The sequence below is a fragment of the Nocardioides sp. DN36 genome (genome assembly GCF_055380375.1).
The window spans coordinates 596,643-612,647 of sequence record NZ_AP043823.1 but is presented as its reverse complement, the minus strand read 5'-3'; the positions used below and the strand labels follow the sequence as shown (position 1 = coordinate 612,647).

At 70.5% G+C, this 16,005-nt stretch carries 18 protein-coding genes; 1 reads left to right on the top strand and 17 read right to left on the bottom strand.

The annotated features are described in order from the left end of the window. Positions 1 to 86: 86 nt before the first annotated feature. Positions 87 to 1,496 carry an FAD-binding oxidoreductase gene (locus ACZ43H_RS03855; protein WP_464587895.1) on the top strand — a complete coding sequence of 470 codons (1,410 nt, stop codon included), beginning with the start codon at positions 87 to 89 and terminating at the stop codon, positions 1,494 to 1,496. 8 nt (positions 1,497 to 1,504) lie between these two features. Here the strand turns inward: ACZ43H_RS03855 and ACZ43H_RS03850 are convergent, their stop codons facing one another. The 17 genes from ACZ43H_RS03850 to ACZ43H_RS03770 all read right to left on the bottom strand — a co-directional run bounded on the left by ACZ43H_RS03850 (position 1,505) and on the right by ACZ43H_RS03770 (position 16,004). Beyond that, positions 1,505 to 1,960, bottom strand: a complete 456-nt coding sequence (locus ACZ43H_RS03850) for a DUF2550 domain-containing protein (RefSeq protein WP_464587894.1) — start codon at positions 1,958 to 1,960, stop codon at positions 1,505 to 1,507. A 110-nt stretch (positions 1,961 to 2,070) separates the two neighbouring features. Further along, complete coding sequence (locus tag ACZ43H_RS03845; RefSeq protein ID WP_464587892.1) at positions 2,071 to 2,466, bottom strand: F0F1 ATP synthase subunit epsilon; 396 nt, start codon at positions 2,464 to 2,466, stop codon at positions 2,071 to 2,073. Beyond that, on the bottom strand, positions 2,466 to 3,920 hold the full coding sequence (gene atpD, locus ACZ43H_RS03840; protein ID WP_464587891.1) for a F0F1 ATP synthase subunit beta: 1,455 nt from the start codon (positions 3,918 to 3,920) through the stop codon (positions 2,466 to 2,468). Before atpD ends, ACZ43H_RS03845 begins: the two co-directional genes overlap by 1 nt. A 3-nt stretch (positions 3,921 to 3,923) precedes the next feature. After that, positions 3,924 to 4,835, bottom strand: coding sequence for a F0F1 ATP synthase subunit gamma (locus ACZ43H_RS03835; protein ID WP_464587889.1), 912 nt, complete (start codon positions 4,833 to 4,835; stop codon positions 3,924 to 3,926). Positions 4,836 to 5,001: 166 nt separating this feature from the next. Continuing rightward, positions 5,002 to 6,639, bottom strand: a complete 1,638-nt coding sequence (gene atpA, locus ACZ43H_RS03830) for a F0F1 ATP synthase subunit alpha (protein ID WP_464587887.1) — start codon at positions 6,637 to 6,639, stop codon at positions 5,002 to 5,004. A gap of 57 nt (positions 6,640 to 6,696) precedes the next feature. Further along, a complete protein-coding gene (locus tag ACZ43H_RS03825; RefSeq protein ID WP_464587885.1) occupies positions 6,697 to 7,527 on the bottom strand; it encodes a F0F1 ATP synthase subunit delta in 831 nt (276 codons plus the stop codon). After that, a complete protein-coding gene (locus ACZ43H_RS03820; RefSeq protein ID WP_379178318.1) occupies positions 7,527 to 8,060 on the bottom strand; it encodes a F0F1 ATP synthase subunit B in 534 nt (177 codons plus the stop codon). Before ACZ43H_RS03820 ends, ACZ43H_RS03825 begins: the two co-directional genes overlap by 1 nt. A 59-nt stretch (positions 8,061 to 8,119) precedes the next feature. Beyond that, positions 8,120 to 8,365 carry a F0F1 ATP synthase subunit C gene (locus ACZ43H_RS03815; RefSeq protein ID WP_379178320.1) on the bottom strand — a complete coding sequence of 82 codons (246 nt, stop codon included), beginning with the start codon at positions 8,363 to 8,365 and terminating at the stop codon, positions 8,120 to 8,122. A gap of 78 nt (positions 8,366 to 8,443) precedes the next feature. Beyond that, positions 8,444 to 9,232, bottom strand: a complete 789-nt coding sequence (gene atpB, locus ACZ43H_RS03810) for a F0F1 ATP synthase subunit A (RefSeq protein WP_464587883.1) — start codon at positions 9,230 to 9,232, stop codon at positions 8,444 to 8,446. Beyond that, entirely contained in the window at positions 9,229 to 9,699 is a 471-nt protein-coding gene (locus ACZ43H_RS03805) for a hypothetical protein (RefSeq protein WP_379178324.1), read from the bottom strand. The genes atpB and ACZ43H_RS03805 overlap by 4 nt, the downstream gene beginning before the upstream one ends. A gap of 9 nt (positions 9,700 to 9,708) precedes the next feature. Next, a complete protein-coding gene (locus ACZ43H_RS03800; RefSeq protein ID WP_464587882.1) occupies positions 9,709 to 9,927 on the bottom strand; it encodes an AtpZ/AtpI family protein in 219 nt (72 codons plus the stop codon). Positions 9,928 to 10,200: 273 nt separating this feature from the next. Then, positions 10,201 to 11,340 carry a glycosyltransferase family 4 protein gene (locus ACZ43H_RS03795; RefSeq protein WP_464587880.1) on the bottom strand — a complete coding sequence of 380 codons (1,140 nt, stop codon included), beginning with the start codon at positions 11,338 to 11,340 and terminating at the stop codon, positions 10,201 to 10,203. A gap of 15 nt (positions 11,341 to 11,355) precedes the next feature. Then, positions 11,356 to 12,033 carry an L-threonylcarbamoyladenylate synthase gene (locus tag ACZ43H_RS03790; RefSeq protein ID WP_464587878.1) on the bottom strand — a complete coding sequence of 226 codons (678 nt, stop codon included), beginning with the start codon at positions 12,031 to 12,033 and terminating at the stop codon, positions 11,356 to 11,358. Beyond that, positions 12,030 to 12,875 (bottom strand): peptide chain release factor N(5)-glutamine methyltransferase, encoded by an 846-nt coding sequence (prmC, locus tag ACZ43H_RS03785; RefSeq protein WP_464587876.1) that lies wholly within the window; start codon positions 12,873 to 12,875, stop codon positions 12,030 to 12,032. The genes ACZ43H_RS03790 and prmC overlap by 4 nt, the downstream gene beginning before the upstream one ends. Next, entirely contained in the window at positions 12,872 to 13,945 is a 1,074-nt protein-coding gene (gene prfA / locus ACZ43H_RS03780; protein WP_464587874.1) for a peptide chain release factor 1, read from the bottom strand. Before prfA ends, prmC begins: the two co-directional genes overlap by 4 nt. Before the next feature lie 189 nt (positions 13,946 to 14,134). After that, complete coding sequence (gene rpmE / locus ACZ43H_RS03775; RefSeq protein ID WP_379178336.1) at positions 14,135 to 14,356, bottom strand: 50S ribosomal protein L31; 222 nt, start codon at positions 14,354 to 14,356, stop codon at positions 14,135 to 14,137. A gap of 112 nt (positions 14,357 to 14,468) precedes the next feature. Continuing rightward, positions 14,469 to 16,004 carry a sensor histidine kinase gene (locus ACZ43H_RS03770; RefSeq protein WP_464587872.1) on the bottom strand — a complete coding sequence of 512 codons (1,536 nt, stop codon included), beginning with the start codon at positions 16,002 to 16,004 and terminating at the stop codon, positions 14,469 to 14,471. Position 16,005 lies beyond the last annotated feature (1 nt).

The window sequence follows — 16,005 nt, the reverse complement described above, 5'->3', positions numbered from 1 at the left end:
ACGGCTCCAAGTCGTCTCGAAGTCCCCTCCAAGTGCCCGGCGGCACGGTTGCACCACCGATCACCAACGAAGGAGCAACCCCCGTCATGACCATCGAGCTGACCCAGTCCTCCGCCTCCGCGCTCCGCGGCCTGCTCGGCGACCGCATCCACCTCCCCGGCGACCCCGGGTACGACGCGGCCCGCACCCCCTGGAACTTCGCCGTCGACCAGCGCCCGGCCGCGGTCGCCTTCCCCCGGACGGTCGACGAGGTGTCCACCGTCGTGCGTGCCGCCGCCGACAGCGGCCTGCGCATCGCCCCCCAGAGCACCGGGCACAACGCCGGACCGCTCGCGGCCCGCGGGCTCGACGACGTCGTGGTCGTCCGCACCTCCGAGATGAGCACCGCGATCGCGGACCCGACTCGCGGCATCGTGCGGGTCGAGGGCGGTGCCCTCTGGGAGCCCGCGGTCGAAGCCGCTGCCGCGCACGGCAAGGCCGTCCTGCACGGCTCCTCCCCCGACGTCGGCATCGCCGGCTACTCCCTCGGCGGCGGCATCGGGTGGTACGCCCGCAAGCTCGGCCTTGCGACCAACAGCCTGACCGCGGTCGAGCTGGTCCTCGCCGACGGCAGTCCGGTCCGCGCCGACGAAACCACCAACGCCGAGCTGTTCTGGGCGCTGCGTGGCGGTGGCGGCAGCTTCGGCGTCGTGACCGCGCTCGAGTTCCGCATGTACGACGTCGAGACCGCCTACGCCGGATTCCTGATGTGGGACCTGGAGCAGGTCGAGCCCGTGCTGCGCACCTGGGCCGCCTGGGCGCCGGGTGCCCCCGACGAGGTCACCACCTCGTTCCGGGCCATGCGCCTGCCCCCGATGCCGGACCTGCCCGAGTTCCTGAGGGGTCGCGAGCTGGTCGTCATCGACGGTGCCGTGCTCGGCTCGGACGAGCTGGGCCGCGAGCTGCTGGCGGAGCTGCGCGCGCTGCGGCCCGAGATGGACACCTTCACACGCGTCCCGGCGAAGTCGCTGGTGCGGCTGCACATGGACCCCGAGGGCGGTGCGCCCTTCGTCTCCGGCAGCGCGATGCTCGACTCGTTCCCCGACGCCGCGGTCGACGCGTTCCTGGCCGAGGTCGGCCCGGGGGCGGAGACGTCGCTGCTGATGGCCGAGCTGCGCCAGCTCGGTGGTGCGCTGGGTCGTCCGCACGAGGGCGGCGGCGTCCTCACCCACCTCGACGGCTCGTTCGTCACCTTCGCGGGCGCGATGGCGATGACCCCGGAGATGGGCGCGCAGGGGCACGCGGACGCCACGCGGCTCAGCGAGGCCCTCGCGCCGTTCGCTAACGGGCGTGAGTACCTCAACTTCGCCGAGAACCCGGTCGACCCGCGGGCGGCGTACGCCGACGGGGTGTGGACCCAGCTCAAGGGCATCCGCAGCGCCGTCGACCCGCACGGGGTGTTCGCCGCCAACCACCCGGTCCCGCGGCTGTGGGAGGACGGCGCGCCGACGGCGTGAGGGGGCGGCTACGCCTGGCGCGGGCCGCGGGTCCAGTCGGTGCCGGGCGGGCCGGCCTCGAGCCAGGACTGGAACCCCATCAGCGAGGACGGGTTCATCGCGAGCTCGACCTCGCCTGCCGGGGTGCTGCACCGGATGACGACGTGGTCGGGATAGAGCGACATCTGCTCGACGCCCTCGGGCTCACGGCGGCCGTCGAAGGAGAGGGTCCCGCGCTGCCAGACCCTCTTCGGACGCGGGGAGAGGGAGAAGATCCGGAACCACTCGAGCGTCTCGCCGGAGTAGCGGCCGAGCCCCAGAAGCCAACCGCGCCCGGCCCTCTCGGGACGGACGCGGTAGCTGACCTCGAAGGTGCCGCCGTTGCGGGACAGCACACGGCGCCGCACGATGAGCGCGACGCCGTAGAGCAGGACGAGGAGGAGCAGGGCGCCGGCTGCGTCGAGCAGCCACTGCCACACCGGCATCCGTCGCCTCCTCCTCACACCTCGTCCGCGAAGGTGCTCACCCTAGCGGGCAGGAAGAACAGAGCCGGCCCCGGGTCAACCCGGGGCCGGCTCTGCGTCGAAGCTGACGGTCAGGAGGCCTTCTCGGCCGCCCGGACCCGCGCCTCGGCGCGCTTCACGCGCTCCTCGCCGTCGTCGCTGTCGCTGTCGGCCTCGGCCGCCTCCAGGTCGGCACGGGCCTGCTCCACGTTGATCTCGTGGGACAGGGCGGTGTGCTCGGAGAGGATCGAGACCCGGTTGTTGGCCACCGAGAGGAAGCCCCCGTCGACGGCGGCGACCAGGTCGTCGCCGTCGACCGCACGGATCTCCACCACGCCCGGCACGAGCAGTGACAGCAGCGGCGCGTGGTTGCGCAGCACGCCCACGTCACCCTCGGTCGTGCGGGCGATGACCATCGTCGCCTGCCCGGACCAGACGGTCCGGTCGGCGGCGACGAGCTCCACCTGCAGCTGGTCGTTGTCGGCCATCAGAGGTTCTTCTGGATCTCGGCCCACTTCTGCTCGACGTCGTCCAGACCGCCGCACATGAAGAAGGCCTGCTCGGCCACGTGGTCGAACTCGCCGTCCGCGATCTTGTTGAACGCCTCGATCGTGTCGGCGACCGGGACCGTCGAGCCCTCGATGCCGGTGAACTGCTTGGCGACGTAGGTGTTCTGCGACAGGAACCGCTGGATGCGACGAGCGCGGGACACGATGATCTTGTCCTCTTCGGAGAGCTCGTCGACTCCGAGGATCGCGATGATGTCCTGGAGCTCCTTGTTGCGCTGCAGGATCTGCTTGATCCGGATGGCGCAGTCGTAGTGCTCCTGCCCGATGTACTGGGCGTCGAGGATCCGCGAGGTCGACGTCAGCGGGTCCACCGCGGGGTAGATACCGAGCGACGCGATCTCGCGCGAGAGCTCCGTGGTGGCGTCGAGGTGGGCGAAGGTGGTCGCCGGAGCCGGGTCGGTGTAGTCGTCCGCCGGCACGTAGATCGCCTGCATCGAGGTGATCGAGTGACCGCGGGTCGAGGTGATCCGCTCCTGCAGGGTGCCCATCTCGTCAGCGAGGTTCGGCTGGTAGCCCACCGCGGAGGGCATGCGGCCGAGCAGCGTCGACACCTCGGAACCCGCCTGGGTGAACCGGAAGATGTTGTCGATGAACAGCAGCACGTCCTGGCTCTGCACGTCGCGGAAGTACTCTGCCATCGTCAGCGCGGACAGCGCGACCCGCAGGCGGGTGCCCGGCGGCTCGTCCATCTGGCCGAAGACGAGAGCGGTCTGGCCGATGACGCCGGCCTCCTCCATCTCGACGATCAGGTCGTTGCCCTCACGGGTGCGCTCGCCGACACCGGCGAACACCGACACACCACCGTGGTCCTTGGCGACTCGCGCGATCATCTCCTGGATGAGCACGGTCTTGCCCACGCCCGCGCCACCGAACAGGCCGATCTTGCCACCCTGGACGTACGGCGTGAGCAGGTCGATGACCTTGATGCCGGTCTCGAACATCTGGGTCTTGGACTCGAGCTGGTCGAAGGCCGGCGCCTTGCGGTGGATGCCCCAGCGCTCGCTGACCTCGAGCTTCTCGTCGCCCTCGAGGTTGAGGCACTCGCCCAAGGTGTTGAACACCCGGCCGAGGGTCGCGTTGCCGACGGGCACCGTGATCGGGCCGCCGGTGTCGCGCACCTGGGCACCACGGACGAGGCCGTCGGTCGGCTGCAGCGAGATCGCGCGGACCATGCCGTCACCGATGTGCTGGGCGACCTCGGCCGAGAGGATCTTCTTCTCCCCGCCGAGCTCGAGCTCGACCTCGAGCTTGTTGTAGATCGCGGGCATCGAGTCCACGGGGAACTCGATGTCGACGACCGGACCGATGACCCGGGCGATGCGACCGACGCCAGCGGAGCCGGTCCCCTGGGTCTCTTCGACAATGGCAGTCATTTCTCACTCACTCCCGGCTTGTGCGTCGGCCAGCGCGTTGACGCCACCGACGATCTCGCTGATTTCCTGGGTAATGCCGGCCTGGCGGGCCTGGTTGGCGATTCGGGTGTACTTCTTGATGAGCTCGTCGGCGTTGTCCGTGGCGGACTTCATCGCCTTCTGGCGGGCGGCCAGCTCGGAGGCGGCCGCCTGCAGCAGGGCGAAGAAGATCCGGCTCTGGACGTACTGCGGGAGCAGCCCGTCCAGCACGTGCTCGGCCGAGGGCTCGAACTCGTAGAGCGGCAGCACCTCGTCCGACGACGGCTTCTCCTCGCCCTCGACGACCTCGAGCGGCAGCAGCCGGACCGCGGTCGGCTCCTGGACCAGCATCGAGCGGAAGCGCGTGTAGACCACGTGCACCTCGTCGACGGCGTGCTCGCCCTCCTCCTCGAGGAACGCGCCGATCAGCGACGCGCCGATGTCGCGGGCGACGTCGTACGACGGCTGGTCGGAGAATCCGGTCCACGACTGGACGACGGGGCGACCACGGAACCGGTAGTACGCCTCGGCCTTGCGGCCGCACAGGTAGGTGCTGATCTCCTTGCCCTCCCCGCGGAGCTTCTCCGCGAGGCGCTCGGCCTCCTTGAGCACGCTCGAGGAGTAGGCACCGGCCAGGCCCCGGTCGCTGGTCACGATGAGCACGGCGGCCCGCGTGGGGTTCTCCGGCTCCCGCGTCAGCGGGTGGTCGACGTTGGAGTACGTCGCCACCGCCGACACGGCACGCGTCAGCTCCCGGGCGTACGGCGCGGCCGACTGAGCCCGGTTCTGCGCCTTGATGATGCGGGACGCAGCGATGAGCTCCATGGCGCGCGTGATCTTCTTCATCGACTCCGTCGACTTGATCCGCGCACGGTACTCACGCACCGAAAGAGCCATCAGTGATCACCTCCGGAGCTTCCGCTGGGGCACGCGTGGATCAGGTGCGTGCATCGCAAGGCGGACGAGGGAGACGGGCCGGAGGCCCGGCGACCGAGGACAACGCCGCGAGGCGCGTGCCTGGGCCGCGGGGGCCACGTGGAAGTTCTGGGGGTGGTCACGTGAGTCAGCCCCGCTTCTGCTTGACGATCTGCTCCTGGTCCTCGTCCTCCAGCGCCTCGGCCTCGGGCTCGTGGCCGACCTTGATCGAGCCACCCTCCGAGGTCTCGAACTGGTCGAGGAAGGAGTCGTAGGCACCCTCGAGCGCCTTCTCGGTCTCGTCCTCGAACTTCAGCGTCTCGCGGATCGAGGACAGGATGCCCTCGTGCGAGCGACGCAGGTAGTCGAGGAACTCGTGCTCGAAGCGCAGCACGTCGTCCGCCGGGACCTTGTCGAGGCGGCCGGTGGTGCCGGTCCACAGCGAGACGGTCATCTCCTCGAGCGGGTACGGCGAGTAGGCCGGCTGCTTGAGGAGCGCCATCAGGCGCTGGCCGCGGTCGAGCTGCTGGCGCGAGGCGGCGTCGAGGTCGGACGCGAACATCGCGAAGGCCTCCATGGCGCGGAACTGCGCTAGGTCCACCTTCAGCGAGCCGGTGACGGCCTTCATCGCCTTGGTCATCGCCGAGCTGCCGACGCGGGACACCGAGACACCGACGTCGATCGCGGGGCGCTGGTTGGACGCGAACAGGTCCGACTGCAGGAAGATCTGGCCGTCGGTGATCGAGATGACGTTGGTCGGGATGTAGGCCGACACGTCGTTGGCCTTGGTCTCGATGATCGGGAGACCGGTCATCGAGCCCGCGCCCATCTCGTCGCTCAGCTTCGCGCAGCGCTCGAGCAGGCGGCTGTGCAGGTAGAACACGTCACCCGGATAGGCCTCACGACCCGGCGGGCGGCGCAGCAGCAGCGACACGGCACGGTAGGCCTCGGCCTGCTTGGTCAGGTCGTCGAACACGATCAGGACGTGCTTGCCGTCGTACATCCACTGCTGGCCGATGGCCGAGCCGGTGTAGGGGGCGAGGTACTTGAAGCCCGCGCTGTCCGAGGCCGGGGCGGCCACGATCGTGGTGTACTCCAGCGCACCGGCCTCCTCGAGGGCGCCACGCACGGAGGCGATGGTCGAGCCCTTCTGGCCGATGGCGACGTAGATGCAGCGGACCTGCTTGGTCGGGTCGCCCGACTCCCAGTTCTGCTTCTGGTTGATGATCGTGTCGATCGCGATCGTGGTCTTGCCGGTCGCGCGGTCGCCGATGATCAGCTGGCGCTGGCCGCGGCCGATCGGGGTCATCGAGTCGATCGCCTTGATGCCGGTGGCGAGGGGCTCGTGCACCGACTTGCGCTGCATGACCGTGGGCGCCTGGAGCTCGAGCGCACGACGCCCGACGGACTCGATGTCACCGAGGCCGTCGATCGGGTTGCCGAGCGGGTCGACGACGCGGCCGAGGAAGTTGTCACCGACGGGGACCGAGAGGATCTCGCCGGTACGGCGAACCGTCTGGCCCTCCTCGATCTTGTCGAAGTCACCGAGGATGACCACACCGATCTCGCGAGTGTCGAGGTTCAGGGCGATGCCCAGGGTGCCGTCCTCGAACTCCAGCAGCTCGTTGGCCATGGCCGAGGGCAGACCGGTCACGCGGGCGATGCCGTCTCCGGCCTCGGCGACGGTGCCGACCTCTTCCCGGCTGGCGGCCTCGGGCCGGTAGTCGGCGACGTACTTCTGCAGTGCGTCGCGGATCTCCTCCGGACGGATCGTGAGCTCCGTCATTGTCGTCCCTACTCTCTTGTCTCTTCGAAAAACTCGGTGTGTGGGTGGCGGTTGCCGTCAGCCGACCAGACGCCGGCGGGCGTCGTCGAGGCGACTGGAGATGGTGCCGTCGATGACCTGGTCACCGATCTCGACGCGGATGCCGCCGAGCACGGAGGGGTCGACCACGACGTTGAGGTGCACGGGCCGGTCGTACTGCCCGGCCAGGGCACCCGCGAGCCGCTGCTGCTCGGCGTCGCTGAGCGGCGTGGCCACCCGGACGAGCGCGACCAGGCGGTTGCGGCTCTCCGCCGCCACCTTGGAGTACTCCTCGACCGCTCGCGCCACGGTGAGGTGGACGCCGCTGACGGCACGCTCGGCGAGCCGCAGCGCGCCGCTGCTCACCTTGCCCTCCAGCAGCGAGCGGACCAGGGCCCGCTTGTCGGACACCGAGCGGGCCGGGTCCGAGAGCGCGTCGCGCAGGTTCGGGTTCTCGGCGACGAGCCGGCCGAAGCCGAACAGCTCGTCCTCGAGCCGGTCACCCTCGCCCGACGCGTCGGCCGACTTCACCAGCGCCACGACACCGAGCCGCTCGAAGGCCGTGGCCAGGTCCAGGCTGCTCGCCCAGCGCATGCCCGCGGCCTGACCGACGATCTCGGTGGCGGCCTTGTCGAGGTGCGCACCGAAGACCCCGGTGGCCAGCGCCGACTTGGCCTCGGCCTGGGTCGACGGGTCGGTCACCGCGCGGCGGAGCGCCGGCTGGTCGCGCAGCACGTCCGCCGCGGCGAACAGGCTCTCCCCCACGGCAGCGCCGTCGGCGCCACCGTCCAGGGTCGAGCCCAGCGCCTCGGTGAGCCGCGAGAGCGACTCGCCCGACGAGCCCTGGAGCACCGCGGAGGAACCAGCCATCAGTTGGCCCCGCTCTTGGTGTCCAGGTCGGCGAGGAAGCGGTCGACCACGCGGCTCTGGCGAGCCTCGTCGTCCAGGGCCTCCCCGACGATGCGTCCGGCGAGCGTGGTGGCCAGCGTGCCCACCTCGTTGCGCAGCGACGCGACGGCGGCCTTGCGGTCCGCCTCGATCTGGGTGTGGGCGTGCTCGACGATCCGCTGGGCCTCGGCCTGGGCCTGCTCCCGCATCTCGGCGATGATCGCCGCACCCTGCTCACGTGCTTCCTCGCGGATGCGAGCGGCCTCGTGACGGGCGTCCGCGATCTGCGACCGGAACTCCTCCTCGGCCTCGTGGGCCTCGGTCTTCGCCTGGTCGAGGTCGGCGAACTGCTGGCGGATCGCCTCCTGGCGGGCCGTCATCGCCTTGTTGATCGGCGGGATGACGAACTTGGCCAGGATCCAGACCAGGATCGCGAACGCGAACAGCTCGACGAAGAACGTGCCGTTCGGCACGAGGAAGTTGCTCTCCTTCGCGACGATCGCTTCGGTTGCCATCGATTGGTTCCTTTGCTCTGGGGCTGTGCTTCGAGTGGTGCCCTAAGGCCCGGGTGGGATCAGGCGAGGACGAAGACGAACAGCGCCATGAACGCGAGGTTGATGAAGAACATCGCCTCGACCAGACCGACGGTCAGGAAGAAGATCGTCTGGAGGCGACCCTGCGCCTCGGGCTGACGGGCGACGCCCTGGATGTAGGACGAACCGGCCAGACCGTCGCCGATGCCGGCGCCGATGGCGCCGCCGGCCAGGGCAAGGCCACCACCGACGAACGCGCCGGCGGTCTGGACTGCGGTGTCACTCACTGCCATTGATATGCCTCTCTTGGTGTACGCCGACATCCGGCGCAGCTGGGTTACCTCTGGTGCGCCCGACCGTGACGGTCAGTGCGCGAGCTCGGGGGTTTCGTGGGACTCGGACTCGTGGTCGTCCTCGTGGTCGTGACCAGCGCCGGCCATGCCGAAGTAGAGCACGGTCAGCAGCGCGAAGATGAACGCCTGGATGCCGCCGATGAACATGTCGAAGAGCTTCCAGACCAGGTTCGGCGCCCACATCGCGTAGAACGGGATCAGGCCGATCAGGGCCAGCATGATGCCACCGGCGAAGATGTTGCCGAAGAGTCGCAGCGCGAGGGTGATCGGCTTGGTCAGCTCCTCGAGGATGTTCAGCGGGAGCAGCACCGGGAAGGGCTCGAGGAAGTGCCTGAAGTAGCCCTTCACGCCCTTCTCCTTGATGCCGTAGATCCACACGCCGACCATCGCCATGATCGCCATCGCGTAGGTCAGGTTGGTGTCCGCGGTCGGGGCCGGGAGCAGGTGCACGTCGTGGTTGATCTCGGTCGGCAGCAGCTCGAGCCAGTTCGCGAACAGGATGAAGAAGAACAGCGCGACCGCGAGCGGCACCACGAACGGGTTCAGGCGACCGAGGTTGGCCTCGACCTGGGTGTTGACCTCACCGACCACGGACTCCCACAGGATCTGGGTCTTCGTGGGGACGTGGCTCGGGTTCTTCTTCGTCAGCGCCGAGCGGGCGACGAAGCCCAGGATCAGGACCAGGGCCCCGGCGACCAGCGTCGAGATGATCGTGTCGATGTTGAACGTGATGCCGTTCCACTCGACGGTCTTGTGCTCGCCGATCGTGATGTCGGCAGAGAGGGGCAGCAGGCCGGTCACGGCTTCTTCAACTCCTTCAGCAGCGGGATCGTGGTCATCACCAGGGCGATGAGCCGGAAGATGGCCAGGCCGAGCAACAGCCCGATGCCGTCAGGCCAGAAAGCGACGGCGATCCCGACCGCGACCACGGTCAGGACGAGGAGCCGGACGAAGGTGGCCGCCGCGAGCTTGCCGCGGGTGACCTCCTCGCCCGACCGGATGGTCTTGAGCAGCCACATCTCGGTGGCCAGGTGGTTGACCAGCCCGAGCAGCACTCCGGTGGAGATGCAGCCGGCGAGGGTCCACCGGTCGAGCTGGCCGGCGATCCAGTACGACGCGACGCACAGGACCACGGCGACGCCGATGGTCTTGCGCTGGTCGCGCAGCACCTGCAGCAGCACGGGGCCGCCGGCAGGAGTGGTGGTCTCGGAAGTCGTCATCGCCTTGCTCACGTCGAGGTCGGGGTTCGTGGTCAGCTGGTCGCTCATCGGGTGAGGTCACCCCCGCAGCGCGGCACGGACCCGGAGCCAGAAGCCGACGCAGCCCGTGACGACGCCGAGGCCGATGCCCACGAGCGTGAACGCCGGGGACGTGCCGGCGGCGTTGTCGACGAGGAGACCGATGACCATGCCGGCGACGACGGCGCCAGCGAGGAGTCCCCCGAGGCCTGCGAGGTCGCGGCCCCGCAGGTTGTTGTCGGAGTGCTCATCGACCATCCACCCAAGTCGCTTTCATCGGCAGGCTTGAAGACGTCGACGCGGAGGGCGCTCGATTGGGCCCACCCAGGTACGTCTGACGACGGCGTGAAACTACCACAGCGGGACCGACCGACGAACCCGGGGACCGGGGTGGTCCCGGTCGTCCCCCGGGTGGTCCCGGAGGGGGTGCTGCGAAGCGCGGTCGTCATGGTCGGCGGCCGTTCTGTCAGGGGTCTGCTGGGTGCTTGTGAAAACTAGCACAAAGTCCGGACGGCCCAGTAACCGGGGTGCTCACCCGTCCTCGGAGACGGCCTCGACGGGCCGGTGCACCCGCGGCACCACGAACGTGAGGGTGACCGTCACCAGCGCCATCGCGGCCAGCGAGATCCACATCCAGCGCCCGGTGTAGAGGCTGGCGAGCACCGTCCCGAAGGCCACCAGCCCCGCCCACAGCCACATGATCAGGACCGCGCGCCGCTGCGAGTGGCCGATCTCCAGCAGCCGGTGGTGGAGGTGCTGCTTGTCGGGGGCGAAGGGCGACCGACCGGCCCGGGTGCGGCGTACGACCGCGAGCACGAGGTCGAGCAGCGGGATCACCATGATCGAGATCGGCAGCAGCACCGGCAGCAGCGTGGGCAGCAGGCTGGCCCGGGACCCGGAGGCGCCCTGGGTGATCTGGCTGCCGGAGAACTGGCCGGTCAGCGTGATGGCGCTGGCCGAGAGCACCAGCCCGATCAGCATCGACCCGCTGTCGCCCATGAACAGCCGGGCCGGGTTGAAGTTGTGCACCAGGAAGCCGGCACAGGCACCGGCCAGCGCCGAGCTGAGCAGCGCCCCGGTGGTCGCCAGCGAGACGTTGTTGATGTTCGCGAGCTGGTAGCAGTAGGCCCAGTACGCCAACGCACCGATGCCCACGATCCCCGCGGCGAGCCCGTCGAGCCCGTCGACGAAGTTCACCGCGTTGACGGTCGCCACCACGATGAAGCCGGTCAGCAGCGCGCCCTGCGAGGCGTCCAGCGCGAACTGGGTGCCGTCCGGCATCGGCAGGAAGACGTACTGGATCCCGAACACGATCAGGAACCCGGCCGCCAGGACCTGACCGCCGAGCTTGGTGAGCGCGTCGAGCTCGAACAGGTCGTCCAGCACCCCCACCGCGCAGATCAGCGCCCCCGCGATCAGCACGATCCCGGCGTCGCGAAAGACGAACGGGCCGCTGGTGGAGAGGAACGGCAGCTGCTGCGCGACGACGTACGCCGCCACCAGCCCGCCGAGCATCGCCAGCCCGCCGAGGTACGGGATCGGCTCGTCGTGGACGTCCCGGTCGCGCACCTGGGCCACCGCACCCGTGCGCAGCGCGATCTCGCGGGCCACGACGGTGAGCAGGTAGGTCACCGTGGCGGCGACCAGGAAGACGAGGACGTACTCACGCACGGGACACCACGCCCGTCAGCCCTCGTCCACCAGCGGGGTGCCGAGGGGCTCGAGGACCTCGTTGAGCCGGTCGAGGGAGAGCGCGCCGCGGCGCAGCACGCGGCCGCGCGGTCCGGTCACGTCGATGATCGTGGACGCCTCGCCCGACTGCGCCTGGCCGACGGGGCCGGCGTCGACGATCACCGCGACCTCGGAGCCGAGCATCTCCTCGGCCTGGTCGGCGTCGGTGGCCGCGGGCATGCCGGTCTTGTTGGCCGAGCTGACCGCCAGCGGACCGGTGCGCTCGAGGATCTCGCGGGCGACCTCGTGGTCGGGCATCCGCACCGCGACCGTCCCCCGGGTGTCGCCGAGGTCCCACCGCAGCGAGGACTGCTGGTGGCACACCAGCGTCAACGGGCCGGGCCAGAACGCCTCGACCAGTGCGCGGGCGTACGCCGGGATGCTGACCGCGAGCGCGTCGAGCGTGGTGGCGGCGCTGACCAGGACCGGCGGCGGCATCTCGCGGCCGCGACCCTTGGCGGCCAGCAGGCCGCGCACGGCGACCGGGTCGAACGCGTCGGCGCCGATGCCGTAGACGGTGTCGGTCGGCAGCACCACCAGCTCGCCCCGTTGGACCGCCAGGCTGGCGGCCGCGACGGCGGCCTCGCGTTCGTCCTCGGTGCTGGTCGGGTAGCGCTGGCTCACGGAGGTCATCGTGCCAGTCGCGCGGTCACGAAGCGCGGGCGACCTGCCAGGTCGAGGTGGTCGCGGACCTCGGTCCAGCGGCCGGTCGCGGCGAAGACCGCCGGCGCGGACTCCCCCTGCACGTCGGCGTGCTCGAAGCCCACCACTCCCCCGGCCCGGAGCAGCAGCGCAGCGCGGCTCTCCAGGACCCGGATCGCGTCGAGCCCGTCGGCACCGGAGAAGAGCGCCAGGTGTGGGTCGTGGTCACGCGCCTCGGGCGCGACCGATTCCCACGCGTCCAGGGGGATGTACGGCGGGTTGCAGGTCACCACGTCGACGGTGCCGGCCAGGTCGTCGAAGGCGCTCGCCATGTCGCCCTGTCGCAGGTCCACGCCGGTGCCCTCGAGGTTGCGTGCCGCCCAGGCGTGCGCCGGCTCGTCCAGCTCGACCGCGTGCACCCGGGCACCGGGCACCTCGTCGGCCAGGGCCTTGGCGACCGCTCCCGAGCCGGTGCACAGGTCGACGAGGACCGGCTCGTCGCGCAGACAGGCCTGCTCGACCGCCCAGCCGGCCAGCAGCTCGGTCTCGGGACGCGGGACGAAGACGCCGGGCCCGACCAGCAGCTCGACGTGCCGGAAGTGCGCGACGCCGGTCAGGTGCTGGAGCGGCTCCCGGGCGGCGCGGCGCGCCACCAGCGCGGCGTACGTCTCCAGCGCCTCCGGCGGCACGTCGTCGACGAGCACCAGCCGGGAGCGTTCGGTGCCCAGCACGTGGGCCAGCAGCTCGGCGGCGTCGTGCTCGGGGCTGGCCACCCCGGCCCCGGCCAGCGTGCGCACCGCGTCGGCGAGCGCGGCCCGGCGCGGGCTGCTCACTTCTCGAGGGCCTCGAGCCGGGCGGCCAGGTCGGCCTGGACGCAGGAGTCGAGGACCGGCTGCAGGTCGCCGTCGAGCACCTGGTCGAGGTTGTAGGACTTGTAGCCGGTGCGGTGGTCGGAGATGCGGTTCTCCGGGTAGTTGTAGGTGCGGATCCGCTCCGAGCGGTCCACGGTGCGGACCTGGCTGCGGCGGGCGTCGCTCGCCTCGGCGTCGGCCGCCTCCTGGGCCGCGGCGAGCAGCCGGGCCCGCAGGATGCGCATGGCCTGCTCGCGGTTCTGCAGCTGGCTCTTCTCGTTCTGGCAGCTGACCACGATCCCCGTCGGCACGTGGGTGATGCGCACCGCGGAGTCGGTGGTGTTGACGCTCTGCCCACCCGGGCCGCTGGAGCGGAAGACGTCGATGCGGAGGTCGTTCTCGTCGATCGAGACGTCGACCTGCTCGGCCTCGGGCAGCACGAGCACGCCGGCGGCACTGGTGTGCACCCGCCCCTGCGACTCGGTCACCGGCACCCGCTGCACGCGGTGCACGCCACCCTCGAACTTCAGGAGGGCGTACGGCGCCTCGCCGGGCTCGGACGTCCCCCGGGCCTTGACCGCGACCGTGACGGACTTGTAGCCGCCCAGGTCGGACTCGGTGGCGTCGAGGATCTCGACCTTCCACCCGCGGGTCTCGGCGTACCGGGTGTACATCCGCAGCAGGTCGCCGGCGAAGAGTGCGGACTCCTCGCCGCCCTCCCCCGACTTCACCTCGAGGATCGCGTCCTTGTCGTCGGTCGGGTCGCGCGGGACCAGCAGGTGGCGCAGCCGCTCCTCCGCGGTGGCCAGCTCCCCGGTGAGGGGTCCGATCTCGTCGGCGAAGCCCGGGTCCTCTGCGGCGAGCTCCCGGGCCGCCTCGAGGTCGTCGCCGAGCTGCTGCCAGTGGCGCCAGGCCGCGATGACCGAGGAGAGCTGCGCGTAGCGCTGGTTCAGCCGCTTCGCCAGACGGGCGTCGGCGTGGGTCTCCGGCGCAGCGAGCCGCTGCTCGAGCTCCGCGTGCTCGGCGAGCATGCCCTCGACGGCCTCGAACATCGGACTTCCTTCCCTCGCGCGACCCGGGTTTCGAGACGAGCCGGGCAGTCCGCCGCTCCGCGTCGGGCTGCGCCGCCTCTCCTCAACCTCCCGGCCTGATCCTGACCGCGCACAAGTGCGCGGTCAGGGGCCGTGAAAATCACGAGCGCCGGTCCCCACGACCAGGTGGGGACCGGCGCTCGGAGGCGACTACTTCTTGTTGGCAGCAGCCTTGGCGTAGCGGGCCTCGAAGCGGGCCACGCGGCCGCCGGTGTCGAGGATCTTCTGCTTGCCGGTGTAGAACGGGTGGCACTGCGAGCAGACGTCGGCGTGGATGGTGCCGGAGGTCGCGGTGCTGCGGGTGGTGAACGACGCGCCGCAGGTGCAGGTCACCTGGGTCTCGACGTACTCCGGGTGGATGTCCTTCTTCATGGTGTCCTCTCTCAGGCTGCCGGGTCGCCTCCGCCTTCTGCGGACAGCGTGAACCGGAACCAGCAGGCAATTGTGCCACCTGTGACAACACAGCGGTAATCCGAGGCATTCCTCAGGGCTGGGTCACCGACAGGGACTCCTCGGCTGTCTCCTGCGCGGCGAGGCGGACCCGCAGCACCACCGTGGTCCCCCGCCCCTCCTCGGACTCGATGACGACCTCGCCACCGTGCTTCTCCATGATCGTCTGCACGATCCGGATCCCGAGGCCGGTGCCGGCGATCTCGTTGACGACCGCGTTGGACGCCCGGAAGAAGCGGCTGCCGAGCCGGTCCAGCTCGGCTGCGGGGATGCCGATGCCCCGATCGTGGACCCTCACCTCGACGACGTCGCTGGAGTCCGCGACCTCGATGTCGACGACCCCGCCCTCGCGGCTGAACTTCACGGCGTTGGCGAAGACGTTGAGGAAGGCCCGGTGCAGCATCACCCGGTCGGCGACCGCCACCAGCGGTCGCTCCGGCACGTCGACCCTGACCTTCACCCCGCGGCGTGCGGCGGTGATGCGGACGTCGGTGGCCGCGTCCCTGACCACGGCCACGACCTCCACGCACTCCATCTCCGGTGGCCTGGCCTCGGCCCGCGACAGGGTGAGCAGGTCGTCGATGAGCTGCTTGAGCCGGTTGACGTTGCGCCGCGTGGCGTCGAGCATCCGCTCGTGCCGCGGGTCGAGGCGGTCCTCGAACTCGTCGGCCACCATCTCGAGGTAGCCGCTGATCGTCGTCAACGGCGTCCGCAGCTCGTGGGACACGTTCGAGACGAAGTCGTCCCGCGCGGTGTCGAGGGTCCGCAGCTCGTCCTGGATGCGGTTCTCGACCTCACGGGCCCGCGACTGGGCGTCGGCGAGGTCGTTGAGCGCGAGGGCCACCGCCCGGACCTCCTTGGGCCCGTCCACCGGCGCGCGCACGTCCGGCTCGTTGCGAGCCATCCGCTGGACGGCCGCCTCCAGGGCCAGCAGCGGTGTCGACAGCTCGTGGAGCAACCGGCGCCGGCTGCGCGCGATCACGAACCAGGCGGCCAGCGCGAGCAGGACGATCGCCAGCACGGTGCCCTGGAGGCGGTACGACGCGTCGGTGCCGGCCGCGTTGACGCGCCGGTCGAACGCGGCGGCGGTGGCTTCACGCGCCGAGTCCGCCCGCGCGAACAGCTCCAGGCCACGGCGGAACCGGGCCGGCTGGTAGGTCCCGGGACCCCCGTGAGCGCGCAGCCGCGGCTCGGCGTACTGCGTGATCCAGGCGCGGGCGGCCTGCTCCTGGTCCGCGACCAGGGGCGCGAGCTCCTCGTCTCCGTCGGCGAAGTCACGCACCTCACGCTCGTGTCCCGGCAGCGGCGCGGCCGCGGTCCGGTAGTCGGCCACTGCCGAGCGCTGACCGCTGCGGGCCCAGGCCGATACCGCTGCCTGCATCTGGTTGAGGTCGAGCTGGGCGGCCTGGTTGGCCGCCGCAGCGGGCTGGAGCTCGTCGGTGAGGTGGTCGACCGAACGGGTCGAGAGCACCACACCGGTGACCGCGATGAGGGCCATCAGCCCCACGACCACGCCCACCCGCAGGATGACGGGCGTCACCAGCCGCGCGACCGGCCGCTCCGCGCTCATC

Bases quoted from the DNA above. Each gene is read 5' to 3' on its own strand.
- ACZ43H_RS03825 (WP_464587885.1), bottom strand. From the start codon at position 7,527: ATGGCTGGTTCCTCCGCGGTGCTCCAGGGCTCGTCGGGCGAGTCGCTC.
- ACZ43H_RS03805 (WP_379178324.1), bottom strand. From the start codon at position 9,699: ATGAGCGACCAGCTGACCACGAACCCCGACCTCGACGTGAGCAAGGCG.
- prfA (WP_464587874.1), bottom strand. From the start codon at position 13,945: ATGTTCGAGGCCGTCGAGGGCATGCTCGCCGAGCACGCGGAGCTCGAG.
- atpA (WP_464587887.1), bottom strand. From the start codon at position 6,639: ATGACGGAGCTCACGATCCGTCCGGAGGAGATCCGCGACGCACTGCAG.
- ACZ43H_RS03790 (WP_464587878.1), bottom strand. From the start codon at position 12,033: ATGACCTCCGTGAGCCAGCGCTACCCGACCAGCACCGAGGACGAACGC.
- ACZ43H_RS03850 (WP_464587894.1), bottom strand. From the start codon at position 1,960: ATGCCGGTGTGGCAGTGGCTGCTCGACGCAGCCGGCGCCCTGCTCCTC.
- rpmE (WP_379178336.1), bottom strand. From the start codon at position 14,356: ATGAAGAAGGACATCCACCCGGAGTACGTCGAGACCCAGGTGACCTGC.
- atpD (WP_464587891.1), bottom strand. From the start codon at position 3,920: ATGACTGCCATTGTCGAAGAGACCCAGGGGACCGGCTCCGCTGGCGTC.
- ACZ43H_RS03800 (WP_464587882.1), bottom strand. From the start codon at position 9,927: ATGGTCGATGAGCACTCCGACAACAACCTGCGGGGCCGCGACCTCGCA.
- ACZ43H_RS03770 (WP_464587872.1), bottom strand. From the start codon at position 16,004: ATGAGCGCGGAGCGGCCGGTCGCGCGGCTGGTGACGCCCGTCATCCTG.
- ACZ43H_RS03855 (WP_464587895.1), top strand. From the start codon at position 87: ATGACCATCGAGCTGACCCAGTCCTCCGCCTCCGCGCTCCGCGGCCTG.
- ACZ43H_RS03845 (WP_464587892.1), bottom strand. From the start codon at position 2,466: ATGGCCGACAACGACCAGCTGCAGGTGGAGCTCGTCGCCGCCGACCGG.
- ACZ43H_RS03835 (WP_464587889.1), bottom strand. From the start codon at position 4,835: ATGGCTCTTTCGGTGCGTGAGTACCGTGCGCGGATCAAGTCGACGGAG.
- ACZ43H_RS03820 (WP_379178318.1), bottom strand. From the start codon at position 8,060: ATGGCAACCGAAGCGATCGTCGCGAAGGAGAGCAACTTCCTCGTGCCG.